At 71.0% G+C, this 24,494-nt stretch carries 25 protein-coding genes; 11 read left to right on the top strand and 14 right to left on the bottom strand.

The window, feature by feature from the left end; translation table 11 throughout:
• From RM788_RS03315 to RM788_RS03300, 4 genes are read right to left on the bottom strand one after another with little or no spacing between them, the layout of a single operon-like run.
• Complete coding sequence (locus tag RM788_RS03315; protein WP_315929990.1) at positions 1–2,385, bottom strand: ATP-binding cassette domain-containing protein; 2,385 nt, start codon at positions 2,383–2,385, stop codon at positions 1–3.
• 20 nt (positions 2,386–2,405) lie between these two features.
• Positions 2,406–2,816: a VOC family protein gene (locus tag RM788_RS03310; RefSeq protein ID WP_315929989.1), complete on the bottom strand. Its 411-nt coding sequence runs from the start codon at positions 2,814–2,816 to the stop codon at positions 2,406–2,408.
• Between the two features lie 10 nt (positions 2,817–2,826).
• Positions 2,827–3,270 (bottom strand): helix-turn-helix transcriptional regulator, encoded by a 444-nt coding sequence (locus RM788_RS03305; protein ID WP_315929988.1) that lies wholly within the window; start codon positions 3,268–3,270, stop codon positions 2,827–2,829.
• Positions 3,271–3,310: 40 nt separating this feature from the next.
• Positions 3,311–4,084 carry an MBL fold metallo-hydrolase gene (locus RM788_RS03300; protein WP_315929987.1) on the bottom strand — a complete coding sequence of 258 codons (774 nt, stop codon included), beginning with the start codon at positions 4,082–4,084 and terminating at the stop codon, positions 3,311–3,313.
• A 78-nt stretch (positions 4,085–4,162) separates the two neighbouring features.
• Here RM788_RS03300 and RM788_RS03295 point away from each other — a divergent pair, with 78 nt between their 5' ends.
• Entirely contained in the window at positions 4,163–4,786 is a 624-nt protein-coding gene (locus tag RM788_RS03295; RefSeq protein WP_315929986.1) for a TetR/AcrR family transcriptional regulator, read from the top strand.
• Positions 4,787–4,798: 12 nt separating this feature from the next.
• Here RM788_RS03295 and RM788_RS03290 read toward each other — a convergent pair whose 3' ends face one another.
• Positions 4,799–5,191 carry a nuclear transport factor 2 family protein gene (locus tag RM788_RS03290; protein WP_315929985.1) on the bottom strand — a complete coding sequence of 131 codons (393 nt, stop codon included), beginning with the start codon at positions 5,189–5,191 and terminating at the stop codon, positions 4,799–4,801.
• 69 nt (positions 5,192–5,260) lie between these two features.
• Between RM788_RS03290 and RM788_RS03285 the strand changes: the two genes are divergently transcribed.
• A complete protein-coding gene (locus tag RM788_RS03285) occupies positions 5,261–5,866 on the top strand; it encodes a PadR family transcriptional regulator (protein WP_315929984.1) in 606 nt (201 codons plus the stop codon).
• 152 nt (positions 5,867–6,018) lie between these two features.
• On the opposite strand, the gene RM788_RS03280 is transcribed toward RM788_RS03285, so the two are convergent.
• The 8 genes from RM788_RS03280 to RM788_RS03245 form a co-directional block, all read right to left on the bottom strand.
• The gene (locus RM788_RS03280) at positions 6,019–6,408 is read right to left on the bottom strand and encodes a hypothetical protein (protein ID WP_315929983.1); all 390 of its coding nucleotides are present in this window, start codon (positions 6,406–6,408) and stop codon (positions 6,019–6,021) included.
• 99 nt (positions 6,409–6,507) lie between these two features.
• Entirely contained in the window at positions 6,508–7,926 is a 1,419-nt protein-coding gene (locus tag RM788_RS03275; protein ID WP_315929982.1) for a multicopper oxidase family protein, read from the bottom strand.
• 15 nt (positions 7,927–7,941) lie between these two features.
• Positions 7,942–8,502: a hypothetical protein gene (locus tag RM788_RS03270; RefSeq protein WP_315929981.1), complete on the bottom strand. Its 561-nt coding sequence runs from the start codon at positions 8,500–8,502 to the stop codon at positions 7,942–7,944.
• Between the two features lie 416 nt (positions 8,503–8,918).
• Complete coding sequence (locus RM788_RS03265; RefSeq protein WP_315929980.1) at positions 8,919–9,944, bottom strand: polyprenyl synthetase family protein; 1,026 nt, start codon at positions 9,942–9,944, stop codon at positions 8,919–8,921.
• Between the two features lie 169 nt (positions 9,945–10,113).
• Positions 10,114–11,493 (bottom strand): FAD-dependent oxidoreductase, encoded by a 1,380-nt coding sequence (locus RM788_RS03260; RefSeq protein ID WP_315929979.1) that lies wholly within the window; start codon positions 11,491–11,493, stop codon positions 10,114–10,116.
• A gap of 10 nt (positions 11,494–11,503) precedes the next feature.
• Complete coding sequence (locus RM788_RS03255; RefSeq protein WP_315934969.1) at positions 11,504–12,109, bottom strand: tryptophan 2,3-dioxygenase family protein; 606 nt, start codon at positions 12,107–12,109, stop codon at positions 11,504–11,506.
• 39 nt (positions 12,110–12,148) lie between these two features.
• Positions 12,149–13,138 carry a polyprenyl synthetase family protein gene (locus tag RM788_RS03250; RefSeq protein ID WP_315929978.1) on the bottom strand — a complete coding sequence of 330 codons (990 nt, stop codon included), beginning with the start codon at positions 13,136–13,138 and terminating at the stop codon, positions 12,149–12,151.
• Between the two features lie 473 nt (positions 13,139–13,611).
• The gene (locus RM788_RS03245; protein WP_315929977.1) at positions 13,612–14,244 is read right to left on the bottom strand and encodes a TetR/AcrR family transcriptional regulator; all 633 of its coding nucleotides are present in this window, start codon (positions 14,242–14,244) and stop codon (positions 13,612–13,614) included.
• A 240-nt stretch (positions 14,245–14,484) separates the two neighbouring features.
• Between RM788_RS03245 and RM788_RS03240 the strand changes: the two genes are divergently transcribed.
• The 4 genes from RM788_RS03240 (at position 14,485) to RM788_RS03225 (ending at position 18,719) form a co-directional block, all read left to right on the top strand.
• Entirely contained in the window at positions 14,485–15,987 is a 1,503-nt protein-coding gene (locus tag RM788_RS03240) for an MFS transporter (protein ID WP_315929976.1), read from the top strand.
• A 151-nt stretch (positions 15,988–16,138) separates the two neighbouring features.
• Complete coding sequence (locus tag RM788_RS03235) at positions 16,139–17,335, top strand: cytochrome P450 (RefSeq protein ID WP_315929975.1); 1,197 nt, start codon at positions 16,139–16,141, stop codon at positions 17,333–17,335.
• Between the two features lie 23 nt (positions 17,336–17,358).
• Positions 17,359–17,568: a ferredoxin gene (locus RM788_RS03230; RefSeq protein ID WP_315934968.1), complete on the top strand. Its 210-nt coding sequence runs from the start codon at positions 17,359–17,361 to the stop codon at positions 17,566–17,568.
• On the top strand, positions 17,565–18,719 hold the full coding sequence (locus tag RM788_RS03225; protein WP_315929974.1) for an NAD(P)/FAD-dependent oxidoreductase: 1,155 nt from the start codon (positions 17,565–17,567) through the stop codon (positions 18,717–18,719). The genes RM788_RS03230 and RM788_RS03225 overlap by 4 nt, the downstream gene beginning before the upstream one ends.
• Here the strand turns inward: RM788_RS03225 and RM788_RS03220 are convergent.
• On the bottom strand, positions 18,716–19,345 hold the full coding sequence (locus RM788_RS03220; RefSeq protein ID WP_315929973.1) for a TetR/AcrR family transcriptional regulator: 630 nt from the start codon (positions 19,343–19,345) through the stop codon (positions 18,716–18,718). The two genes, RM788_RS03225 and RM788_RS03220, sit on opposite strands and share 4 nt — an antisense overlap.
• 79 nt (positions 19,346–19,424) lie before the next feature.
• Between RM788_RS03220 and RM788_RS03215 the strand changes: the two genes are divergently transcribed.
• Genes RM788_RS03215 through RM788_RS03195 form a run of 5 tightly spaced genes read left to right on the top strand, consistent with a single transcriptional unit; the run spans position 19,425 to position 24,143 of the window.
• Complete coding sequence (locus RM788_RS03215) at positions 19,425–21,227, top strand: FAD-dependent monooxygenase (RefSeq protein ID WP_315929972.1); 1,803 nt, start codon at positions 19,425–19,427, stop codon at positions 21,225–21,227.
• A 4-nt stretch (positions 21,228–21,231) separates the two neighbouring features.
• Positions 21,232–21,621, top strand: a complete 390-nt coding sequence (locus tag RM788_RS03210) for a limonene-1,2-epoxide hydrolase family protein (RefSeq protein ID WP_315929971.1) — start codon at positions 21,232–21,234, stop codon at positions 21,619–21,621.
• Positions 21,622–21,626: 5 nt separating this feature from the next.
• A complete protein-coding gene (locus RM788_RS03205) occupies positions 21,627–22,127 on the top strand; it encodes a flavin reductase family protein (RefSeq protein WP_315929970.1) in 501 nt (166 codons plus the stop codon).
• A gap of 17 nt (positions 22,128–22,144) precedes the next feature.
• On the top strand, positions 22,145–23,338 hold the full coding sequence (locus tag RM788_RS03200) for an acyl-CoA dehydrogenase family protein (protein ID WP_315929969.1): 1,194 nt from the start codon (positions 22,145–22,147) through the stop codon (positions 23,336–23,338).
• A gap of 49 nt (positions 23,339–23,387) precedes the next feature.
• Positions 23,388–24,143: a transmembrane-type terpene cyclase gene (locus tag RM788_RS03195; RefSeq protein WP_315929968.1), complete on the top strand. Its 756-nt coding sequence runs from the start codon at positions 23,388–23,390 to the stop codon at positions 24,141–24,143.
• Positions 24,144–24,494 lie beyond the last annotated feature (351 nt).

Genomic DNA, 24,494 nt, shown 5'->3' with positions numbered 1-24,494 from the left:
TCAGCCGCCGACGTACTCCGCGAGGTGCTCGCCGGTGAGGGTGGAGCGGGCGGTGACCAGGTCGGCGGGAGTGCCCTCGAAGACGACGTCGCCGCCCTCGTGGCCCGCGCCGGGGCCGAGGTCGATGATCCAGTCGGCGTGGGCCATGACCGCCTGGTGGTGTTCGACGACGATGACGGACTTGCCGGAGTCGACCAGGCGGTCCAGGAGGCCCAGCAGTTGTTCCACGTCGGCGAGGTGCAGGCCCGCGGTGGGCTCGTCGAGGACGTAGACGCCGCCCTGTTCGGCCATGCGGGTCGCGAGCTTGACGCGCTGGCGTTCGCCGCCGGACAGGGTGGTGAGCGGTTGGCCGAGGGTGAGGTAGCCGAGGCCCACGTCGGAGAGGTTGGTGAGGATCTTGTGCGCTGCCGGCAGTTTGGCGTCGCCGTCGGCGTAGAACCGCTCGGCCTCGTCGACGGACATCGAGAGGACCTCGCTGATGTCGCGGCCGCCGAAGGTGTAGTCGAGCACCTCCGCCTGGAACCGCTTGCCGTCGCAGACCTCGCACGGGTTGGCGACGCCTGCCATCATGCCCAGGTCGGTGTAGACGACGCCCGCGCCGTTGCAATTGGGGCAGGCGCCCTCGGAGTTGGAGCTGAACAGGGCGGGCTTCACGCCGTTGGCCTTGGCGAAGGCCTTGCGGATCGGTTCGAGCATTCCGGTGTAGGTCGCGGGGTTGCTGCGCCGTGAGCCGCGGATCGCGGTCTGGTCGACCGAGACCACGCCGTCGCGGCCGGACACCGAGCCGCGGACCAGGGAACTCTTGCCGGACCCGGCGACACCGGTGAGGACCACGAGCACGCCGAGGGGGATGTCGACGTCGACGCCGCGCAGGTTGTGCAGGTCCGCGCCGCGCACCTCGAGCTTGCCCGAGGGCTCGCGCACCGACGGCTTCAGGGAGGCGCGGTCGTCGAGGTGGCGTCCGGTGGTGGTGTCGCTGGCGCGCAAGCCCTCCACCGTGCCCTCGAACACGACCTCGCCACCCGCGGAGCCCGCGCCGGGCCCGAGGTCGACGACGTGGTCGGCGATCGCGATGGCCTCGGGCTTGTGCTCCACGACGAGGACGGTGTTGCCCTTGTTCCGCAGTTGCAGCAGCAGGCCGTTCATCCGCTGGATGTCGTGCGGGTGCAGGCCGATCGTCGGTTCGTCGAAGACGTAGGTGACGTCGGTGAGCGACGAGCCGAGGTGGCGGATCATCTTGGTGCGCTGGGCCTCGCCACCGGACAGCGTGCCGGACGGGCGGTCGAGGGATAGGTAGCCGAGTCCGATCTCGACGAACGAGTCGAGGGTGTGCCGCAGCGCGGCCAGCAGAGGGGCGACGGAGGGTTCCTCCAGGCCGCTGACCCACTTGGCGAGGTCGTTGATCTGCATCGCGCAGGCGTCGGCGATGCCGGTGCCCGCGATCTTCGACGACCTGGCCGCCTCGCTGAGCCGGGTGCCCTCGCACTCGGGGCAGGTGGTGAAGGTGACCGCCCGGTCGACGAACGCGCGGATGTGCGGCTGCATCGCCTCGCGGTCCTTCGACAGGAACGACTTCTGGATCTGCGGGATCAGCCCCGAGTAGGTCAGGTTGATCCCCTCGACCTTGATCTTGGTCGGCTCGCGGTGCAGGAGGTCGTGCAGCTGCTTCTTGGTGAACTTCGCGATCGGCTTGTCCGGGTCGAAGTAGCCGCAGCCCCGGAAGATGCGCCCGTACCAGCCTTCCATGCTGTAGCCGGGGATCGTGAGCGCGCCCTCGTTGAGGGACAAGCTGTCGTCGTAGAGCGCGGTGAGGTCGATGTCGTTGACCGAGCCCCGGCCCTCGCAGCGCGGGCACATGCCGCCGGTGATGCTGAAGCTGCGCCGCTCCTTCACCTTCTGCCCGGCGCGCTCCAAAGTCACCGCGCCCGCCCCGCTGATCGAGGCGACGTTGAACGAGAACGCCTGGGGCGAGCCGATGTGCGGTGTCCCCAGCCTGCTGAAGAGGATGCGCAGCATCGCGTTGGCGTCGGTGGCGGTGCCGACCGTGGAACGCGGGTCGGCGCCCATCCGCTCCTGGTCGACGATGATCGCGGTGGTCAGGCCCTCCAGCACGTCCACGTCGGGCCGCGCCAGCGTCGGCATGAAGCCCTGGAGGAACGCGCTGTAGGTCTCGTTGATCATCCGCTGCGACTCCGCGGCGATCGTGCTGAACACCAGCGAGCTCTTGCCCGAGCCGGAGACGCCGGTGAACACCGTCAGCCTGCGCTTCGGGATCTCGACGCTCACGTCCTTGAGGTTGTTCACGCGGGCGCCGTGCACGCGGATCAGGTCGTGGTCGTCGGCCTCGTGCGGCGCGGGCGTCGGGGTGTTCTTCCTCGTGTCCATGCTCTTCGTCTCCGTGTGGTTCAGCGCAGCTGCTGGATGCGGACGAGGTTGCCCGCGGGGTCGCGGAACGCGCAGTCGCGGATCCCGTACGGCTGCTCGGTCGGTTCCTGGACGACGTCGGCGCCGCTGCCCTGCACCTTCGCGAAGGTGTCGTCGAGGTCCTTGGTGGCGAGGTTGATGGCGGCGAACGTGCCCTTCGCCATCATCTCGGCGATGGTGCGGCGCTCGTCCTCGGTGATGCCGGGGTCGACGGCGACCGGGTGCAGGACGATGGCCGTGCCGGTCTGGCCGGGAGGGCCGACCGTGATCCAGCGCAGCCCGTTGTAGCCGACGTCGTTGCGGACCTCGAAACCGATGACGTCGCGGTAGAAGGCCACCGCCGCGTCGGGGTCGTCCTGGGGGAGGTAGGTGGTGTGCACCGTGATGTCCATGGCGGCCACACTAAGTGCGGCTCGGGGACCGCGCTTCTCGATTCCTGACCGGTCGCGTCACCTGCTTGGCCACGCACGACGGCATGCCTTCCGTCGTCCGGGCGGCCTGGCGGCGGTAGGTGCTCGGCGGCACGCCGACCAGTTCGGTGAAGCGGGTGCTGAACGTCCCGAGCGACTGGCAGCCGACCTCGAAGCACACGTCCGTGACGCTCAGGTCGCCGCGGCGCAGCAGCGCCATCGCCCGTTCGATGCGCCGCGTCATCAGGTACCCGTACGGCGACTCCCCGTAGGCCGCCTTGAACTCGCGGCTCAGGTGCCCCGCCGACATGTGCGCGTCGCGCGCCAGCGACTCGACGTCCAACGGCCGCGCGAACTCCCGGTCGATCCGGTCGCGGACGCGGCGCAGGCGCGCGAGGTCGCTCAGGCGCTGAGCCGGGGCGGGTCTGCTGGTCACGTCCGGGATGGTGCCACACCGCACCGACGGGCATCCGGGTTCAGGAGACACCGGTGTGGCGGGCCAGCGCGGTGGCGGCCGCGACGCCGTGGGCGAACGGGTCGCCGTGGCCGGGGAGCAGCAGCGCGGTGTCCGGGAGGGAGTCGAGGCGGTCGAGCGAAACCAGCGCCGCGGCGCTGTCGCCGGTGAACGCGCGGCAGACCAGGCCGGGGCCGCGGTGGCCGGTGAGGCCGTCATGGGTGACCAGGGCGTCACCGGTGAACACGACGCCGAGGTCGGGGAAGGCGTAGGCCGTGCTGCCGGACGTGTGGCCGGGCACGGCGATCACCCGCGGCCGTCCGGGGAGTTCGTCGAAGGTCCGGTCGCCGTCGAACCCGTGCGCCCCGGTGAACGGCGGCGCGGTGAACCCGCCGTACCGGGCCATGTGCAGCGGGGTGCCGACGGCGGCGGAGCGGCGCAGCAGGTAGGGGAGCATCGAGCGCTCGGGCTTGGCGTGCCGCATGGCGCCGCGCGGGCCGTCGGCCAGGATCGGGGCGTCCGCGCTGTGCACCCGCACGGCCACGCCCGCCTCGGTCAGCGCCGTGACCAGGCCGGTGTGGTCGGGGTGCGCGTGGGTGATCAGCACGGCCCGGACGTCGGCCAGATCGCGGCCGGTCGTGGCGAGGTGCGCGCGGAGTTGTCCCAGGTGGCCGGGCAGTCCGGCGTCGACGAGCACGAGGCCGTCGGGGTGGTCCACCAGGTAGAAGTTGACGACGTCGTCGCCGAGCCGGTGGACGCCGGGAGCGACCTGGCGGACCGGGGTGGTGCTGGGCATGGGGCTCTCCGACGGGTTGCTGCGGCGCGGGGCGCGCAAATTCGATACAATCGACTGTATCGAATATGAGGAGGTGCCGTGCCACCCAGGGCCTACAACGCGGCCAACCGGAGGTCCGCCGCCGACCGCAACCGCGCGGCGATCCTCCGCGCGTGCGGTGAGCTGCTGCCGGTGGAGGGCTACCAGGCCACCACGGTCCGCGCGGTCGCCATCCGCGCCGGTGTGTCACCCGAGACGGTGCACAAGGTCTTCGGCGGCAAACGGGGTCTGGTGAAGGCCCTGTGGGACGTCACCCTCGCCGGCGACGACGAGCCCGTGCCCATGTCGCGACGCCCTGCCCTCCGGGAGGTTCTGTCCACTCAGGACCCGAACGGGAAACTGCGCCTGTACGCCACTTTCGCCCGTGACGTCCAGGCCCGCCTCGCGCCGCTGTTCTCGTTGCTCGGCGCGGCGGGTCCCGAGGTGGCGGAGGTCCTTGCCGAGGCCGAACGCGAACGCCTGACCGGCGTCACCGCGTTCCTCGCCCATCTCGCCGACACGGGCTTGCTGCGCCCCGGCGTCGATCCGGTCCGCCAGGCCGACGTGTGCTGGGTCCTCACCGGCCCGCAGCTGTACACGCAGCTCACCGCCATCCGCGGCTGGGATCCCGACACCTACCGCGACTGGCTGGCGGAGGCGCTCGTCGACGCCCTGCTGCCGTGAGCGGGGGACCGGTCACCCGCCCGTAGCCTCCTTGGTGATCCGCTCGAACTGCGCCCCCATCGCCTCCGACAACGCCTTCGCGGCGGACAGCGGGCGGACCATGACGGTGAGGTCGTCGATCAGGCCCTCGGGGTTCACGTGCAGGATGTCGCACCCGTGGATCTCCCGCTCGCCGACGCGGGCCGTGAAGACCAGGACGTGGTCGGGGCCGTCGGGGGCGCCGATCTCGCGGACGTAGCGGAAATCCTGGAAGACGCGCATGACGGCGCGCAGGATCGCGGCGGTGACCGGCTTGCCGGGGTAGGGGGTGAACGCGACAGGGCTGGTGAAGACGACGTCGTCGGCCAGCAGGGCCTCGATCGCGGTCTGGTCGCGCGCTTCCACGGCCTTGCGGAACGGGTGCATCGGTTCTCCATGGGCAATTTGTTGACTAGTCCCATCGGACATTAATCACCGTGCTGCTACCTTGTCCAGATGGCTCTGCGCAACGCGGTCCTGGCCGCGCTCCTGGAAGGCGAGGCGTCGGGGTACGACATGGCCAAGCGCTTCGACGCCTCGGTCGCCAACTTCTGGATCACGTCGCCGCAGCAGCTCTACCGCGAACTCGAGCGGATGGAGGTCGACGGCCTGATCGCGGCACGGGTCGTCCAGCAGGAACGCCGTCCCAACAAGCGCCTGTTCACGCTCACCGACGCGGGCAGGCGCGAACTGCACGCCTTCACCGCCGAACCGGCCAAGCCCGCTGCGCTGCGCGACGACCTGCTGATCAAGGTCCAGGCCGTCGACGCGGGCGACCCGCGGGCGGTCCGGGCGGCCGTGCGGGAACGCCTGGAGTGGGCGCGGGCCAAACTGGCGCGCTACGACCGGCTCCGCGCGCGGCTGCTCGACAACCGGACGGAGGAGGAGTTCCTCGTCCGGTCCGACCGCGTCGGGCCCTACCTGACCCTCATGGGCGGCCGATCGCTGGAGCAGGCGACGATCCGGTGGTGTGAAAGCACCCTGGCGATCCTGGACCGGCGCGCGGCGGCCCCGGCGGGTCCGTCCGACGGCCCCGGTGGGAGCAGCGCGCCGAAGGCGTGACCGGCCGCTGCCGCGACTAGGCGGGCCGGGCACCCACGAGAACGACCCGGACGCGGGATCGTCCGGGTCGGTGGCGGAGTCGACGCCTTGTGCGGACGTCTCCGAGTACCCACGGGGTTCGTCCGCCGCGTGCGCGGCGGACGGCCCGCCGCCTACTCCGCCATCGCGGCCCGAACCTTGGTGATCATCTCGTCCTCGGTGTCGACGACCTCGCCGTCGGCCGTGGCGACCTCCTCGCAGATGGCGACCACGGCCACCGGGAACGCCGCGGCGTCCTCGGGTGACTTGGCGGCCAGGAGCCTGACCGAGCGCCGGAGCGCCTCGAGGACCCTGGTCTCCAGTTCGGAGTCCGATCCCTCCGGCAGGCGGACACGGGCGGAGTTGAGGACGTGGCGGAGTTCCTCCGGGAGTTTCACCATGGCGCGCAGGCCTGCGAAGCGCTCCTCGGCCACGGGGCCGGGGTCGGCGTGTGACACGAGCACCATCGCGCCGTAGACCGCCGTTCGCAGCGTCCGGCTCTCCTCGTCCGTGTAGAAAATCATGCCGACACCCTAGATCGTGCCGCGTCCGGTCGCGGTCGGGACGTGCTGCAACGCATGCCGGAAGGCCGGGCGGCGGGTGGTCGCCGCCCGGCTTGTCCGTTATCGGGTGATCTCCATCTGGCCCATCATCCCGGTGGCCGAGTGGTCGAGCATGTGGCAGTGGTACACGTACCGCCCCTCGAACCCGTCGAACCGGACCTTGATGCGCACGGTCGCGCCGGGCGGGACGGTCACGGTGTCCTTCAACCCGGTCTCGTGGCCGCCGACCGCGACACCCGCGCGGTCGAGCACCTGGAACTGGACGAGGTGCAGGTGCAGGTTGTGGGGGATGGCGGGTGCGGTGTCGGCGTTGGTGATCCGCCAGATCTCGGTGGTGCCGAGCTTGATGTGCTGGTCGACCCTGGTGGAGTCGAAGACCTTGCCGTCGAACTGGAACGCGCCGGTCGACAGGTCGAGCTTGAGCTGGATGTCGCGGGTGACGGTGGCCGTGCCCAGGTTCGGCAGCGCGCGCAGCACCGACGGCACCCTGCTCGTGTCGGTGGCGGTGCGCACGACGTCGAAGCGCATCACCGACTTCGTGCTGTCCACCTCGCCGAGGTCGTTGCCCAGCACCACCTTGGTGCCGACCGCGTAGCGGGAGAAGTCGACGACGACCTCCACGCGCTCGCCCGGCCACAGGTCGAAGCTCGACGCGGTGATCGGCGCGGGCAGCAGGCCGCCGTCGGAGCCGATCAGGGTCATCGCCGACCCGTCGGCGAGCTTGAGCCGGAACGCGCGCTCGTTGGAGCCGTTGACGAAGCGCAGCCGGTACTTGCGCGCCGCGACCTGGAAGTAGGGCTGCGGCTTGCCGTTGACCAGCAGCGTCGTCCTGGCGTTGAAGTCGCCGTTGACGTAGACGAGCTGGCCCGCGTCGTCGAAGTGCGCGTCCCGCACCATCAGCGGCACGTCGTAGTCGCCGCCGGGCAGCCCCAACGCGGTTTCCTGGTCGTCCTTCAGCAGGTAGAACCCGGCAAGGCCGCGGTAGACCTGCTCGGCCTCGGTGTGGTGCGCGTGGGCGTGGTACCAGAACGTCCCGCCCAGTTGCGCGTTCGGGTACCGGTACTCGCGGCTGCCGCCGGGGTTGATGACGTCCATGGGGTAGCCGTCGCTGGAGGCGGCCACGTGCGCGCCGTGCAGGTGGGCGACGGTCGGCGCGGTCAACGAGTTGGTGTGCGTGACGGAGACCTCGCGGCCGCGCCGCGCGACGATGGTCGCGGCCGGGAAGTTCCCGTTGTAGGTGAACACCTTCGTCCGCACGCCGGGGAAGACCTCCGCGGTGGTCTCGCCTATCGCCACGTTGTAGAAGTCGGTGGTCGCCGTCTGGCGGACGGGTCTGGCCACCGGGGGGATCGGCAGCGGCGCGGAGAACGGCGTCGCCGTCACGGTCGGCATCAGCGCCGCGATGGCTCGTTCGGCCGGGAGCAGCGCGACCGCGCCGCCCAGCCCGGTGAGCTTCATGAGGCTTCGTCGGGTGACCATGGTGGGTCCTTTCGGTCAGGACAAGGGGAATGGGGCGGGGGAGGGCAGGTGGAGTCGCCACGGGAGTCCGATGAGGACGGTCAGGACGAGCGCGAGCAGGAACGCGTAGCGCCCGACCACCGCCGCGTCGACCAGGAACTGCCGGAACGAGGGGAGGACGCCGAGGCTGATCGACGCGACGAGCGGTGTCATCACGACGGCGGCCACACCGGTGAGCGCGGCGAAGCCGAACCGGACCGGCAGCGAGTCGTGCGGCTTCCCCCTGCGCCGCAGCACTTCGCGGACCAGCAGGACGCACCCGACGAGCAGCACCATGGCCACGTGCGCCGCGAGCACCGCGGTGCCGACGAGGTGGGGCAGCGGCTCGGCGCAGATGGGCGGCGGGCCGGGCACGGCGGACTGGCCGTGGTGGCCGAGCCCGGCCGCCGCGGTCACCGACCGGCCCGCGGGGGTCATGCCCGCGGGAACCCGTGCGGACAGCACCCACGTGACGACGGCGGAATGGAGGAGGGCGAGCAGGGCGAGTCTGCCCGGTGAGAGTGCGAGCACACCGGTACCCCGCGGACGCGTGAGCATGTCGGACCCTTCGGATCACGTGGTTCGGGGCCCGCGGTGTGCCCCGCTCGCCCTGCTGAGTCGACGAGCCGCCGCGGCCGGTGCCCGGCCGGGCTTCATCACGTTCGCCGACGCCCGACCGGACGGGGGTCCGGTCGGGCGGCAGTGGTGGTGGTCATCCGGACGCGCGCCGATGGGCGTCCGGGTCCGGCGCCCTTGTCGGGCGCGCGGTCATGCCGCCCGGAGAGCCGACGACCCCGTCGGCTCTCCGGGCGCATGGGTGTAGCGGTGGTCAGGTCCGGCTGTCCGTGGTCGGTGCGGCGGCTTCCGGGAAGTCGCGGCACCGGTGGGCGACCGGACCCCGTCCGTGCTGGGTCATCCCGCCCGGAAGGCCGACGATCCCGTCGGCCTTCCGGGCGGTACCGGTGGAACGGCGGTCAGAACCGCCTGCCGGTGATGAACGCGGCGATCTCCAGGAAGTCCTCGCGCACCTCGTCCTCGATCCCCGAGCTGTCGAGGCACTCCTGCGCGGAGGCGATCTGCCGCGCGGCCTCGTTCTCCGCCCAGTCCCTCGCCCCCGAGAGCTCCACGAGGACGGTCACGCGCGCGACCTGCTGTTCGGTGAGGGGTTCCGCGCCGAAGTAGAGGGCGGCCAGCTCCCCCGACCTCGGCGCGTTGAGCGCCTTCACCACGGGCAGGGACTTCTTGCGGGCCCGCAGGTCGGCTCCGACCTGCTTGCCGGTGCGCTCGGGCTCGCCCCAGATCCCCAGCATGTCGTCGACGAGTTGGAACGCGAGCCCGACGTGCTCGCCGAACGCGTTGAGCCGCTTGACGAGCATCGGGTCCGCGCCGACGAGGTCGGCGCCCAGCGAGCTGGCGCAGGCCAGCAGCGCACCGGTCTTGTCGCCCGCCATCTTCAGGCACTCGGTCAGCGTCACGTCCTCGCGCCGCTCGAAGTCGACGTCGGAGACCTGGCCGCTGATCATGCGCTGGGTCGAGGTCATCAGCGACACCGCGGCCGAGCGGGCGCCCGCGCCGTCGGAGTCGAGCAGCACGGCCGTCGCCGCCGTCAGCAGCGCGTCGCCCGCCAGGATCGCCTTGGGCACGCCGAAGAGCGTCCACGCCGTCGCCCGGCCCCGGCGGTCGGTGTCGCCGTCCATGATGTCGTCGTGCAGCAGGGAGAAGTTGTGCACCAGCTCCATCGCGACCGCGGCGGGCACACCGGCGGTCGGCGTGCTCCCCGCGGCGCGGGCGGACAGCAGGGCCAGCGCGGGGCGGACGAGCTTGCCGCCCCAGGCGCCGGTGGGCCTGCCGTCGGCGTCGGCCCAGCCCTGGTGGTACTGGGCGACCCGCTCCATCTCGGGGCACAGGTAGTGCTGCACCGCTTCGCGCAGGACGGGGGCGACCATCGCCATGCCGGTGTCGAGGGCGGCGGGCAGCATCCTGATCGGTGCCGCGGTCATCGGGCCACCGCCGCTCGGGACGTCGTGGGTTCCGTTGGGGAAGCGGGATCGTGGGCCGTTCGGCCCACCTGCCGGTGGCCGGGTGCGCTGGTGCGTCGCATGGGTTGAACCTCCACGGTGGGGGCAGCGATGGTCACAAAGTGGGTGCAGGGGACCGCGGTGTGGCGCTTCACGGTGTGGGGAGGTCGGGCGGCGTCGGGATCGCGGGGCGCAGCAGCGTCCGGAGGACGACCTGCGGTGAGGTGAGCAGACTGCTGGGGGGCTCGAGGAGGAACAGGACGTCCCGGAAGGCCCGGCACACCACCGTATCGCCGGGCACCCGGACACGCACGCGTTCCAGGTACCGGTTCAGGAGCCGGTCGACGAACCCGGAGCGCACCGCGTCGCCGGTGGCTCCCGGCATCGGGCTGTCGGCGCCGGTGGCGACGTCCCACGCCCCGTTCGAGGACCGCAGGACCTTGCGCTGCAGGACGTGCGCCGAGGGGACGTCGGGCTTGGCCAGGGCGCGGTCGAGGGCGACGGCGTTCAGCGCCGCCACCGAGAGGCCCTGGCCGTAGACCGGGTTGAACATGCACAGCGCGTCCCCGACGACGAGGAGCCCGGTGCGGTCGCGGGCCGCGAGGTCGTAGCGCCGCCGCCGGTTCGCGGTGTGCCGGTACCCGACGGGACGGCTGAGCGGACGCGCGGTGCTGAGCCACTTGTGCGGGGCGTCGTGGGGCAGGGAGGTGGCGAAGTCGACGAAGCCCGCCGGATCGGTGGGCGGGGCCTGCCCCCGCGGCCCGGACAGCGTGACCATCCAGCGGTCGCCCTCGGCGGGCAGGATGATCGCGCCGAATGGCTGGGCCGCGTCGGGGACGATGTAGAAACCCCTTACCTGATCCGGGGATCCGGCGTCGTCGGTCTCGAAGACGCAAGTGGCGTAAGCCCTCCCGGTCTCCAGCACCTCCTCGGCGGGTGCGGTCCCGCCGAGCGCGGTCAGCCATTCGGGCGTCCGGCTGCCGCGCCCGGTGGCGTCCACCACCAGGTCGGCCTCGATGCCGTCGTGCTCCTGGTGGTCGGTTCCCCTGCCGCGGACCGAGACCCCGGTGATCCGGTCGGGACCGCCGAGGAACCCGGTCGCCTCGGTCGAGGTCAGCACGTCGATGCGCGGGTCGGCCAGCACCCGGCCGCGGACCACGTGGTCCAGCAGCGGTCGCGACCCGGTCATGACCGGACGGGACGCGTTGGCGCGCGACACCCACTGGCCCGCCTGCCACACACCGAGGTCCGCCGGGATCGACAGGTTCGGCGCGCCCGCGTCCTCCAGTTCCCGCACCACGCCGGGCAGGAGCTCGTCGAGTGCGTTCATGCCGCTGGTGAGCAGGACGTGGGTGTGCCGGGACTGCGGCACACCGGACCTCGGCCCGCTGCCCGCGTCGTAGTTGTCGCGCTCCAGCACCGTCACCCGCTCGGCGTGGCGCGACAGGACGTGGGCGGCGAGCAGGCCCGCCATGCTGCCGCCGAGGATTACGACGTGCCCCAGCGGGGAACTCGGGGAGTGCGCGCGCATTTCTCGCCTCTCAGGAATGCGTCCGGGGCCTTCCGGCGGTGGCGCCGTCGGCGTATTCGCACCGCGGCGTTCCGTTCAACTGGCGTTCGAGGTATTCGAGGCCGGAGGTGTCACCCGAGCCCGGCAGGCTGCCGATCATGTGCTCGACCATCTTCAAATGCGTGTACCGCCACTGCCGGATCGCGGCGCTGAGCCCCAGCAGTTGCAGGGGTTCCACCCCGAGTTCGCGGCCGGTGTTCCCGGTGGTGAGGCGCTCGGTCGTCCGGAACAGTTCGTGGAACTGGGGGGACTGCAGACCGCTCGCCGTTCCGAACCGATCGCGGAACCGCATGAAGTCCTCCGGCTCCAACGTGCGGTGCATCAACTCCAAATGCCCGACGAGGGCGTGGACGATGTGGGTCGCCCGATCCACCCGGTAGGCGGAGCAGTTTTCGCCGCAGTCCCCGGCCTCGATGTGGCGGAGATCGGCGATCGCCTGGCTGAGCAGCGTCTCGGACGCCTGGTGCACGACGATGAAAAGCCGTTCGCTGTCGTGGAGGTCCTGCTGGTCGGACGGTGTGAGCGGATTCTGCAGCGCCAGCAGTTCCTTCAGGTGAAGGTACCCCGAATAGTTCATGACGGTCACGATGACAACCTCCTCGAGTGCGTCCGCGCGCTACACCAGACGACCGGGCACGGTGAGTTCCGCGAGGGCGTCCCGATGTGCGGTCGGGGGCAGGCTGTCCAACGCGCGTCCGGCCAGACGCGCGTAGCGGTGCGACATCGCCCGCGCCGATTCCACGGCCCCGAAGGCGTTCGCCAGTTCCGCCATCGCCTCGTGGCGCTCCTCCAGGGGGGAGGAGGTGTCGGCGAGCAGGTGCTCGATGACGCGCTGCTTGTCGCGCGGCGCGCGGCGGTGCGCGAGCAGCACCGGCAGGGTGGGCCTGCCGTTGCGGATGTCCGAGATGTTCGGTTTTCCGGCATTGGTCCCGTCGAAGGCCATCAGGTCGTCGCGGATCTGGTAGCCGACTCCGAGCAGGTCGCTGTACTGCTTGAGCGCCGCGAGGGAGGCGTCGTCGGCTCCGCTGAGCGTGGCGCCGAGCCCGCACGCCATCCAGAGCAGCGCCCCGCTCTTGTCCTTGATCATGTTGAGGTAGGTGGCGGTGGAGCAGACGGTGCGGCTCATCCGGACCTCCGTGAGCGCCGCCTCGCCGATGCGCAGGCCGGTCTCGGAGAGGATGGTCAGCGCCCGGCCGACGCGGTCGACCGGGACACCGGCCTCCTGGCAGCGGGCCAGCGCGGCGAAACCGTGGAAGAACAGGCCGTCGCCGCCCAGAATGGCCGTCGACGATCCGTAGGCCGAGTGGGCGGCGCGTTTGCTCCGCCGCTGCGGGTCGCCGTCGATGATGTCGTCGTGCATCATCGCGCCGACCTGGATGCATTCCACCGCGACCGCGGCCGGAAGGACCTGTGACATTTCACCGCCGACGGCCAGCGCCGATCGGATCAACATCCACGGGCCCATCATCTTGCCGAATGGGACCAATCCGTAGCGCACGACCTCGTCGAGACCGGAAATGCCGTCGGGCCACCGGAATTCCACTTCGGCGCGGACCAGTGCTGCTATCTCGGGATCGGCTACCTGAGGCACATCCGTCTCCGTCATGCAACTGACTGTAGAAGTGGTGTTGTGAATTGTCTTCAAAGCCGGACGATGGGGGCCCGAAGGGGAACGGGTCATGGACTGTTCCGGCCCGGAAGTGGGTCCGCGGATCCGTTCCCGGAGGCTTTCACCGGGCTTTTCGAGGCGAAATGGAGTTGTTGCGGGCACAAGGGTAGCGGTCTGTTCGGGCGGTGTGGAGGTCCGTGAGGGCACCTTTCCACCGCGCGTTCGGATACCGGTCGGGGTCGATCCGGGTGAATGGGCGCGGAAGTCCGCGTCTGCACCCGCCAACCGGTGCTGATGAGTGGCCGGAAGGACGATTCGGCGGGAATTCCGGGGGCCGGTGAGTCCGGTGCGGCCCGCGTCCGCGCCCCGTCGTCAGTGGCGCGAACCGACCGCGGTGGCTTGGCGCGAACCGACCGCCCCCGGCGGTCGGTCGGTGCCCGGTTCGCCGGTGCGACCCCGAGCCGTCGAGGTCACATCGCGAGGCCCTTGATGGCCGTGCGCAAGGCGGTCTGCGTCGCGTCGGTCATGCTGCCCGGCTCCTCGACGCCCTGGTCGATGGTCCAGGCGTAGTGCTCCAGCGCGATGCGGAGCGCGACGTTCAACATGCCCGCCTGTACCTTGGTCTCCAGCGCGTCCGGCGGCAGGCCGGTGCGTTCGGCGATGACCCCCGCGAAGGCGCTCTCCGAGTCGAGGTGGCTCTGCAGCCAGACCGACCGGATGGCGGGCTCCGTGCGGGTCAGCCGCACGAGGTCCAAAGTGGACTCGGGGGTCGCCTCGGCGAGGTCCTCCTCGTGCAGCAGCTGTTCGAGCAGCGGCATGTCGCGCGGCCACTCGTGGAACTTCTGCACGACGACCGCGATCCCGTGCTGGAGCAGGGGGAGGACGCAGCCCTCCTTGGACGGGGAGTACCGCCACAGGGTGCGGGTCGAGATGCCCAGCCCGTCCGCGATCTGCTCGACGGACGTGGCGGCGACGCCCTGCGACTTGAAGAGGTCAAGCGCCACCGTCGCGATCTGCAGCCGGATGATCTCCTTCCGCCGCTCGGTCATCGGCGGCCTGCCGCGGCCGCGGTCCGCCTGCGCCTCGTCGGGCTCTGCTGTCACGTCCCACATTCTCCTCCAGTCGTCGGACGGGTCGGCACCGCGCCCGTCGTACGGACCCCCGGTGTCGATGTCACTGGTAGCCAAAATGGCACACCATGCCAAATAATGCTAGCGTCTGGCCAACGGGTGGAGCGATGAGGCGGTGGACCGCCGCTCCGGCGGTCGACGAAGACCGTCCGCGCCCCGTCCGGCCGGATCCCGGCGCGGCACGTCCAGACGGTTCAGTGAGGTGGGCATGGTGTGCGAAGAGTGCGACGGCCCGTGCGGCCGCGGCGGAGCGTCCCGGTGAACGGGGCGCGGCCCGATCGGGCCGAACGCGCCATCGTGGTCGTCATCGCCCTGGCCGCCGGTGTGGCCGCGATGACGCAGACCCTGGTGGTCCCGTTGCTCGGCGAGCTGCCGGGCCTGCTGCACGCGGGCACGGCGGGCACCTTCTGGGTGGTCATCGCGGCGATGCTCGCCGGCGCGGTCATCAGCCCGGTCATCGGCAGGCTCGGCGACCTCTACGGCAAACGGCGGCTGGTGCTGGTCGTGCTGGCGCTGCTGACGGCCGGGTCGCTGCTCTGCGCGGTGGCCGACTCGCTCGCGCCGATGGTCGTCGGACGGGCGCTCCAGGGCGTGGGCATGGCGATCGTGCCCCTGGGGATCAGCCTGCTGCGCGACGTCCTGTCGCCGCGGCGGGTCGGCACGGCGATCGCGCTGACGTCCTCCGTCCTCGGTGTCGGCTCGGCGTTCGGGCTGCCCGTCGGCGGGATCGTGGCGCAGCTCGGCGACTGGCACCTGCTGTTCTGGGGTGTCGCCGCGCTGACCGCGGTGATCGCCGTGCTGGTGGTGTGGCTGGTCCCGGTGGCGCCGGGGCTCGCGCACGGCAGCTTCGACCTCGTCGGCGCGCTCGGCATGACCGCCGGGCTGACCGCGCTGCTGCTGGCGATCTCCCACGGCGGCGAGTGGGGCTGGTCCAGTCCCACGACCCTCGCGCTGTTCGTCGGCGCGGCGGTCGCGCTCGTGGCCTGGGCCTGGTGGGAACGACGGGTGACCGACCCGCTGATCGACTTCGCCACCGCCGCCCGGCGGCCGGTGCTCCTCACGAACACCGCGTCGGTCGTCGTCGGCTTCGCGATGTACGCGCAGATCCTCGTGGTGCCGCAACTGCTCCAGCTCCCCGTCTCCACGGGGCACGGCCTCGGCCACTCGATGATCTCGGCGGGGTTGTGGATGGTGCCCGCGGGGGCCGCGATGATGATCGCGTCACCGGTGGGGGCCAAGCTCTCGGCGGCGCGCGGACCGAAGTTCTCCCTGGTGCTCGGGACGGTCCTCATCGGACTCGGGTACGTGGCCTGCCTGGTCTGGCTGGGATCCACCGCCGGTCTCGTGTTCGGCACGGTGGTGACCAACGCGGGCGTCGGGTTCGCCTACGGCGCGATGCCCGCCCTGATCATGGGGTCGGTGTCGCCGGGCGAGACCGGTGCCGCGAACGGTTTCAACACGCTGATGCGGTCCATCGGCTCGTCGATGGCGGGTGCGGTGGTGGGTGTCATCTTCACCCGGCTGAGCACATCCGTTGGGGGAGTGGACATCCCGCTGCGGAGCGCCTTCGTGCTCGTCGCGGTGACGGGTGTCGTGAGCTCCGTCGTCGCGCTCCTCGTGAGCGGGGTGATCCCCGTCCGGCACGTCCGGACGCCGCCCGGAAACGATTCACGCAGACCCGTCGCGGTCCCTTCATCGGGGGTCCGTTCCGAATAGACATCCATTGTGGATGGACAGCGGTCCGAATTCCAGAAAAGCCCTGTTGCCACTGCGCTTCGACCACTGCTAACTTGCCTGAATTAAGTGGGTGTCAACTCCCACTTATTATTCCCGCCCCCTTCTCCTCCTGGGACAGAGAGGCAATTCCATGCCCGAACCCAAGGTGCTCCCGATCGCGGCTCGCGCCGCCGGCTGCCCGTTCGACCCCGCCGCCGGGCTCTACGAGATCCAGAAGGAAGACGCGCTGCCGCGGGTCAAGGTGCCCAGTCCGCTGCTCGGCGAGTTCGACGCCGTGGCGATCACGCGGTACGAGGACGCCAAGAGCGCCCTGAGCGACGACCGCCTCCAGATGGGCTTCGTCTTCGACCCCGACCAGCCCCGGACCATGCTCAACCAGCCGGGCAACCTGCTCAACTACAACGGCGCCGACCACTCCCGGCTGCGGCGCATGCTCACCGGCACGTTCACGATCAAGCGGGTGCGCTCGCTGCGCCCGATGATCGAGGGGATCGTCGAGGCCAGGCTCGCCGCGCTGGAGGAGGCGGGCCAGGGCGCCGACCTCGTGACGGTGTTCAGCACCCCCATCCCGACCCAGGTCATCTGCGAGCTGCTGGGCGTGCCCTACGAGGACCGCGACGACTTCCAGCGCCGCGCGAAGGTCGGGCTGGACGTCAACACGACCTTCGAGGAGCAGATCCAGAACCTCAAGGACATGGACGCCTACATGTCCACGTTGGTCGCGGCCCACCGCGAGGAGCCGGGCGACAACCTGCTCGGCGGCGTGGTGCGCGACTTCGGCGCCGAGCTGTCCGACGACGAGCTGGTCGGCATCGGCAACATGCTGCTCATCGCCGGGCACGAGACGACCGCCAGCATGCTCTCGGCCAGCGCCGCGCTGCTGCTGGAGAACCCCGACCAGCTCGCGATCATGCGCGACGAGCCGGAGGCGGTCGACGGCGCGATCGAGGAGCTGCTGCGCTACATCGCGCCCGCCACGATCATGCCGCGCCAGGCGGCCGAGGACTTCTGCCTGCGCGACGGCGAGGTCATCAAGCAGGGCGAACGGGTCGTCGTGTCGATCCTGGTCGCCAACCGCGACCCGAACTCCAGCGACCGGGACCTCGACGTCCTGGACGTGCGCAGGCCGCCGCAGCCCCACGTCACCTTCGGCTACGGCGCCCACCAGTGCCTCGGCCAGCAGCTGGCCCGCATGGAGCTGCGGGTGGCCCTGCCCGCCCTGTTCAACCGGTTCCCCGGCCTGCGGCTCCTCGACCAGGACCAGAAGATCGACTACCGGACCACGGCGCTGGTCTTCGGTGTGAACAAGCTGCCGGTCGCGTGGTAACCCGTCAGGAGGCGACGATGGTCATGCAGGTCGAGATCGACGAGCCCCGGTGCGTCGCCGCCGGGCACTGCGTGGTGGCGGCGCCCGAGGTGTTCGACCAGCGCGACGACGACGGTGTCGTGGTCCTGCTGGACGCGAACCCGCCGGACGACGAGCACGAGCACGTCCGCGAGGCCGCGCTGCTCTGCCCGGCCGCCGCGATCATCGTCCGCGACCGCGGGGGTGCCCCGTGAGCGACGTGCTCGTGGTCGGCGCGTCGGCGGCCGGACTGGCCACCGCGGAGTCGCTGCGCAGGCGGGGCTTCACCGGCTCCATCCGGCTCATCGGGGACGAGGTCCACCAGCCCTACGACCGGCCGCCGCTGTCCAAGAAGGTGCTGTCCGGGGTGTGGGGCGCCGACCAGACCGCGCTGCGCGCCCCGGCCGACCTGGCGGCGCTCGACATCGACCTGGTGCTGAGCAGCAGGGCCGTGTCGGTGGACGTCCGGCGGCAGGAGGTCGTCGTCTCCGGAGGACGGCGCCTGCCCTACGGCGACCTGGTGATCGCGACCGGGTTGGCGCCCCGCAGGCTCGGCGCGTTCGACGGCCTGGCGGGCACGCACGTGCTCCGCACGCTCGACGACGTGGAGCGGCTGCGCGCGGAACTGGCCGCGGCCGAACGCCTGATCGTGCTCGGCGCGGGGGTCCTGGGCTGCGAGATCGCCGCGACGGGCCGTCAGCTCGGCCTCGGCGTGACCGTGGTCGACCCGGCGCCGGTGCCGATGGGCGCCCAGGTCGGGCCCGAGATCGGCGAGATGCTGGCCGGACTGCACCGGGCCAACGGCGTCGAGGTGCTGACCGGCACGAAGGCCGAGGCGCCGGTCGTGTCGAACGGCCGGATCACCGAGGTGCTCACCTCGGCCGGGCTGGTCGCCGCGGACGTCGTGGTGGTGGCCGTCGGGTCCACGCCCGCCACCGACTGGCTGGAGGACAGCGGCCTGATCCTGGACGACGGCGTCGTCTGCGACTCCAGGTGCCGGGCCGCGGACAACATCTACGCGGTCGGCGACGTGGCGCGGTGGTGGCACGAGCGGCAGGCGCGCAGCGTCCGGCTGGAGAACCGCACCAACGCCACCGAGCAGGGGCTGGCGGTGGCCGACAACATCATGGGCGCCAACAAGCCCTACGTCCCGGTGCCCTACTTCTGGACCGACCAGTACGACATCCGGATGCAGGTGTTCGGGGACCTCTCGGGCGCCCACACCATCCGGGTGCTGGAGGGCGACCCCGCCACGCGGAAGTTCGTCGCCGCGGCCGAGTCGGGCGGACGGGTCGTCGGCGTCATCGGTTGGAACAGCGCCCGCGGCGTCCGCAAGGCCCGCGAGCTCATCGCCGACCGCGACTAGCGGCCGTCGAACGGCGGGTAGACCTCGGGAAGCGGAAGGGCAGGTGGCAGCGGTGTCGGCGCGTCGACCACGCAGAGCGCGTCCACGAGCAGGAACAGGTAACGGCGCCAGCCGTCGCTGCCCGGTTCGAAGGAGGCGAGCGGTCCGGTGAGCATCATCATCAGCCGGGGCGTGTCCTCCTCGGTGAGGTCCTCCCGGAACACGCCGTCGGCCTGGCCGCGCCTGATGATCCTGTTCAGGCCGTCGATGAACGCCGTCGGCAGGTCCATGTTCATCAGGCCGACCGTCGCCGCCGCCGCGAGCAGGAGCTTCTTGTCGGAGTTCGTGGTCAGCGCCGGTTCCAGCACCATCAGCAGGGCTTTCCGCGCGTCGGGCTCCCGCGCGGCGCTCTCGAGGGCCGGGGCCATGACCCCGTCGGCCTGCCGGTCCAGCACCGCCTTGATGAGCGCCGCCTTGTTGGCGAACCGCCGGAACAGCGTGGTGGTGCCGACGCCCGCCTCGGAGGCTATCTCCTCCAGCTGGACGTCGATTCCCTGTTCGATGAAAAGCTTCTCCGCCGCGTTCACGATCTTGAAGAAGTTTCGCGCCGCGTCGGCTCTCAGCGGAAAGGGTTGGTGGTCGACCATGCGGCCACTGTAGCAACCGATGATTGATCCGATCGCTGATTCGACACGTGTTCCGTTCGCCTCGTCCGAGGAGAAACCAATGTTTGACGTCGAAGTGCCGGTGCTCATTGTGGGGGGCGGCGGATGCGGGCTCGCCGCGTCCATATTCCTGTCCGACCTCGGCGTCGACCACCTGCTGGTCGAACGGCGGGAGTCGACCTCCGTCCTGCCCAGGGCCCACTACCTCAACCAGCGCACCATGGAGATCTTCCGGCAGCACGGGCTCGCCGACGACGTGTACCGGGTCAGCGCCCCGCTGGCGAACATCGGCGAGGTCGTCTGGCGCACCTCGCTGGCCGGTGACGGGCCGCTGGACGGCCGCGACCTCCACCGGATGGACGCGTTCGGCGGGCGTTCGACGGCCGGGCCGTACGCCGCCGACAGCCCCTGCCCGTCGACCAACCTCCCGCAGCACCGCCTCGAGCCGCTGATGCGCGAGCACGCCGACGAGCGGGCGCCGGGCAGCGTGCTGTTCAACCAGGTGATGGACGGGTTCACCCAGGACGACACCGGCGTGACCGCCGTGGTGACCGACCGGGCGACCGGGGTCAGCCGCACCGTGCGGGCCCGCTACCTGCTGGGCGCGGACGGCGGTCGGAGCATCGGCGCGGCGCTCGGCGTGGGGATGGCGGGCGACGGCGGCGCGTTCGACGTGATCTCCGTCCACTTCAGCGCGGACCTCTCGCGGTGGTGGCCCGGTGATTCCGTTCTGATCACCAATTTCGTGAGTCCGGACGGCGGGATGATTTCCCGCTACGGAATGGTGGCGATGGGGCCGAGTTGGGGACTCGCTTCCGAGGAATGGGCATTGCATTTCCATTTCCCGGCGGGCGTGACCCCTGATTTGGGTGAGGACGCCGCGATTGCCAGGGTGCGCGAACTGCTGAAGCTGCCGGACCTCGACGTGGTGATCCACCAGGTGAGCAAGTACCACCCGGAAGCGGTCATCGCGGACGGGTTCCGGGTCGGCAGGGTGTTCCTCGCGGGCGACGCCGCGCACCGCCAGCCGCCGGCCACCGGCCTAGGCCTGAACTCGGCGATCCAGGACGCGCACAACATCGCCTGGAAGCTGGCCGCCGTGCTCGACGGCCGGGCCGACGACGCGCTGCTGGAGTCCTACGAGGCCGAACGACTGCCCACCGCGCACCGCAACGTGAGCTGGGCGATGTACGCCTTCCGCAACCACGCGGTCGCCCACGCGGGTCTGGGCCTGTTCCCCGGCCAGCCGCCGGAGGCCACGCGGACCAACTTCGAGGCGCTGTTCTCCGACACCCCGATGGGGGAGACCCGGCGGGTCAGGGCCGACGAGGTCTTCGCGACCCAGCGGGTCGAGTACCAGGCGCACGACATCGAGATCGGGTTCGCCTACGAGACCGGCGCGCTGGTGCCGGACGGCTCGCCGCCACCGCCGCGGGACCCGATGGGCGCCGACTACCACCCGGTCACCAGGCCGGGACACCGGTTGCCGCACGCGTGGCTGACCCGCGGCGCCGACCGCGTGTCCTCCCACGACCTCGTCGGCGACCGCGGCGGCTTCGCGCTGATCACCGGATCGGTGGAGGACGGCTGGGCGGTCGCGGCCAAGGAGGCCGCCGACACCTGCGGCGTGGCGATCACCGTCGTGCCCATCGGCACCGAACCCGACGCCGCCCGCTACCACGACGCCGACGGCGCGTGGTCCGCGGTGAAGGGGATCGCCGAGGGCGGCGCCGTCCTGGTGCGGCCGGACAACCACATCGCCTGGCGCGCCTCCGAGGACGGCGGCGAGAACGCGGGCCGGGAACTCACCGCGGTGCTCCGCCGGATCCTCGGCCACCGCGACACCACGACCACCGGGAGCTGAACCCTTGTCCACCACCGAACACGAGCGGATCGTGCGCGACTTCCTCACCGGCATGGGGCCGACCCCGGCCGACATCGCGTCCACTGTGGACCGCCACCTCACCGACGACTGCGTCTGGGAGAACCCCGGAACGCCGCCGTGCCACGGCAAACCCGAGATCCTCAAGCTCATGCCGCCCGACTTCGCCCGGCTGGAGGTCCGCTTCCGGCACATGGCCACCGCGGGCGACACGGTGCTCGTGGAGCGGGTCGAGGACATGCTCCGCGAGGACGGCACGGCCATCGCCCGCAACCTCAAGGTGATGGCGGCGTTCGAGCTGCGCGGCGGCCGCATCAGCGCGTGGCGGGACTACTTCGACATCACCAACCTCGTCTCCGATCCGCCGGAGTGGTGAGCCCGGTGATCCAGGACCGGCAGACCGCGCCGCCGTTGCCGCGCCCCGACCTGCGCCGCGCCTTCGGCCAGTTCCCCTCCGGTGTCACGGCGATCGCGGCACTGGTCGACGGGACCGCGCTCGGCATCGCGGTGAGCTCGTTCACCACCGTGTCCCTCGACCCGCCGCTGGTGTCGATCTGCGTGATGGAGACCTCCAGGACGTGGGAACGGCTGCGCACCGCTGACCGGATCGGGGTCAGCGTGCTCGGCGCCGAGCACGCCGAGACCGCGAGGCGCCTCGCGGCGCCCGCGGAACACCGCTTCACAGCGGAAGACTGGTGCGCGGGCGACGGCGGCGCCATCCGGTTCACCGGGACGCCCGCGTGGCTCGAGTGCTCGCTCGAACAGGAGATCCCGGCCGGGGACCACGTCCTCGCGCTGCTGCGGATCCGGCGCGTCGAGTCGGACGCCGCGGTCCTCCCGCTGGTGTACCACGCGAGCGGTTTCCACCGCCTCGCCCACTGACCCAGGAAGGCAGTCACATGACGAACGTGCGCACGGACGCGAAGGAACTGCGGGTCGAACTGGTGGAACGGGTCCACTCGATCGGCCAGGTCCTCGCGGACGGAGTCGCCCAGGGCGACCGCGAACGCCGACTGCCCGACGCGACGGTGCGGGCCGTCGAGGAGTCCCAGGTCGGCATGCTCTGGACCGCCCAGTCCTACGGGGGCCTGGAAACCGACGTCCGCACCCTCAGCGAGGTCACCAAGTCCCTTGCCAGGTACTGCCCGTCGACCTCGTGGGTGGTCAACAACATCAACGGGTCCAACCTGCTCGCCTCGCGGTTCCCCGAGGTGGCGCGGGACGAGGTGTTCGGCGCCAACCCCGGCGCCAAGCTCGCCTCGGTCTTCGTCGCGATGGGCAAGGCGGTCCGCGCCGACGGCGGGTACCTGCTCTCCGGCAAGTGGCCCTACTCCTCGGGGATCCTGCACGACGACTGGGCGATCCTGAGCGCCCTGGAGACCGACGCCGACGGCGAGGTCGTCCAGCCGGTGTCGGTGCTCGTGCCCGTCTCCGAGCTGACGGTCGAGGACACCTGGGCCACGGTCGGCATGCGCGCCACCGGCAGCCACACCTCCGTCGCCACCGAGGTGTTCGTCCCCGAGCACCGGGTGATCCCCTTCCGGGTGCAGCTCGGCCGCGACAACGCCACCGACCTCTCGCTGCCGCCGCTGTTCCGCACGCCCGCCGTGGCCGCGATGGCCGTCATCTGCGCGTCGGTCGTGGTCGGCGTCGGACAGGCGGCGCGCGCGGTGGTCGTCGACCGGGCACCGGGACGCGGTGTCGCGCCGACGGTCTACAAGAGCCAGCCCGACTCGCAGACGTTCGTCTCCTCGCTCGGCCGGACGGCGCTGACCATCGACGCGGCCGAACTGCACCTGCGGCGCGCCGCCGACGTGATCGACGAGGCCGCCGCGGCGGCGATCGCCCTGCCCGACAGCGAACTGCGCCGGATCCGCGGCGACGTCGGGCAGGCGGTGAGCCTGGTGACCACCGCGCTCGACGAGCTGATGTGGCTGCACGGCGCCGCGGCGTTCGCCGAGTCGAGCCCGATGCAGCAGTACTGGCGCGACGCCAACACCGCCGCGCGGCACGCGATGCTCAACGTGCACGTCGGCCGCGAGCTCTACGGCGGCGCGTTCTTCGGGCTCGACTCCATCGTGCCCAGCCTCTGACCGGCCAGGACCCCGCCCACCACCCTCCCGAACGGCGAAGGAGCGCACCATGGACTGGCTGCCCCCGCCCCTCTTCCCGATGTCGGACATCGCACCGGTCTCGATCGGCGCGGCCGCCGTGCCGCAGTGGCTGTTCTGGTCGGTCGCGGGCCCCACCGCGATCGGCTGGATGCTGACCTACGTGCTGGCGATCCGACAGGCCTTCGCCGACGGGCGGGTGGGCATCCCCGCGTACCTGGTGGCGGTGAACTTCGCCTGGGAGTTCAGCCTCACCTTCCTGCTGGAGCAGACGCCCGCGCAGCGGGGGATCAACCTCTCCTGGGTGGTGATCAACGTCGTCCTGCTCTACCAGGTGTTCCGGTACGGGCGGGTCGACTACCCCCGGCTGTCACCGCGGGTGTTCCGCTGGTCGGTCGTCGGTGTCCTGGTGTGGGCGTCGCTGGTCGTGATGGCCGGCGCGAACGAGTTCCACGACCTCGACGGCATGTACATCGGCATGATCATCAACGTGCCGCTCAGCGCCGCCTTCATCCTGATGCTCAAGCGGCGCGGGTCCTCGGTGGGGCAGTCCATGCACATCGCGACCGCGAAGTTCGTCGGCTCGCTCTTCGCCGGGTTCACCGGATTCCTGCTGTACCCCTCCCGCCTGCTGTTCCTGGTGCTGGTGCCGACGATGGTCGCCCTCGACATCGCCTACATCGTGCTGCTGCGCCGGAGGATGCTGGCCGAAGGCAGACCGCTCTGGGCATTGCGCGCGCGGGCGGTCCCGGTGGAATCCGCGGAACCGGCTCCCGTCACGACGTAGTAGCGGTTCCGCGAGAACGACGACCACCGGACCTCCTGGTCCGGTGGTTTTCGTCTGCCCGGTGAAGTCCGCTCGGACATCGGGAATATCGGCGATTGCCCTCTCGGGCATGGTTCTCCAGGGTTGCCGGATGGGTAACCGGTCAGCGTCCGCGCCTGCTTGGAGTGGTTCCCCCTCCATCGGTTGTCGACGCACCCCATTGTTCGGCTCCAGACTTCGGTAGCTCCACAGGTATCGGCTACGGGAATCCGCGTAGCGTCGGGGTCGAACCGCGAGATCGATTTGGAGGTGAGGAATGTCTGACGTGGACGTTCGAGTCGATGAAGTCGGTAACGCGCTGTCCGGAACGAG

The organism is Umezawaea sp. Da 62-37 (genome assembly GCF_032460545.1).
Taxonomy (GTDB): domain Bacteria; phylum Actinomycetota; class Actinomycetes; order Mycobacteriales; family Pseudonocardiaceae; genus Umezawaea.
Note: the sequence above shows the minus strand (reverse complement) of the source record. Positions and strands in the feature narration are given on the sequence as shown.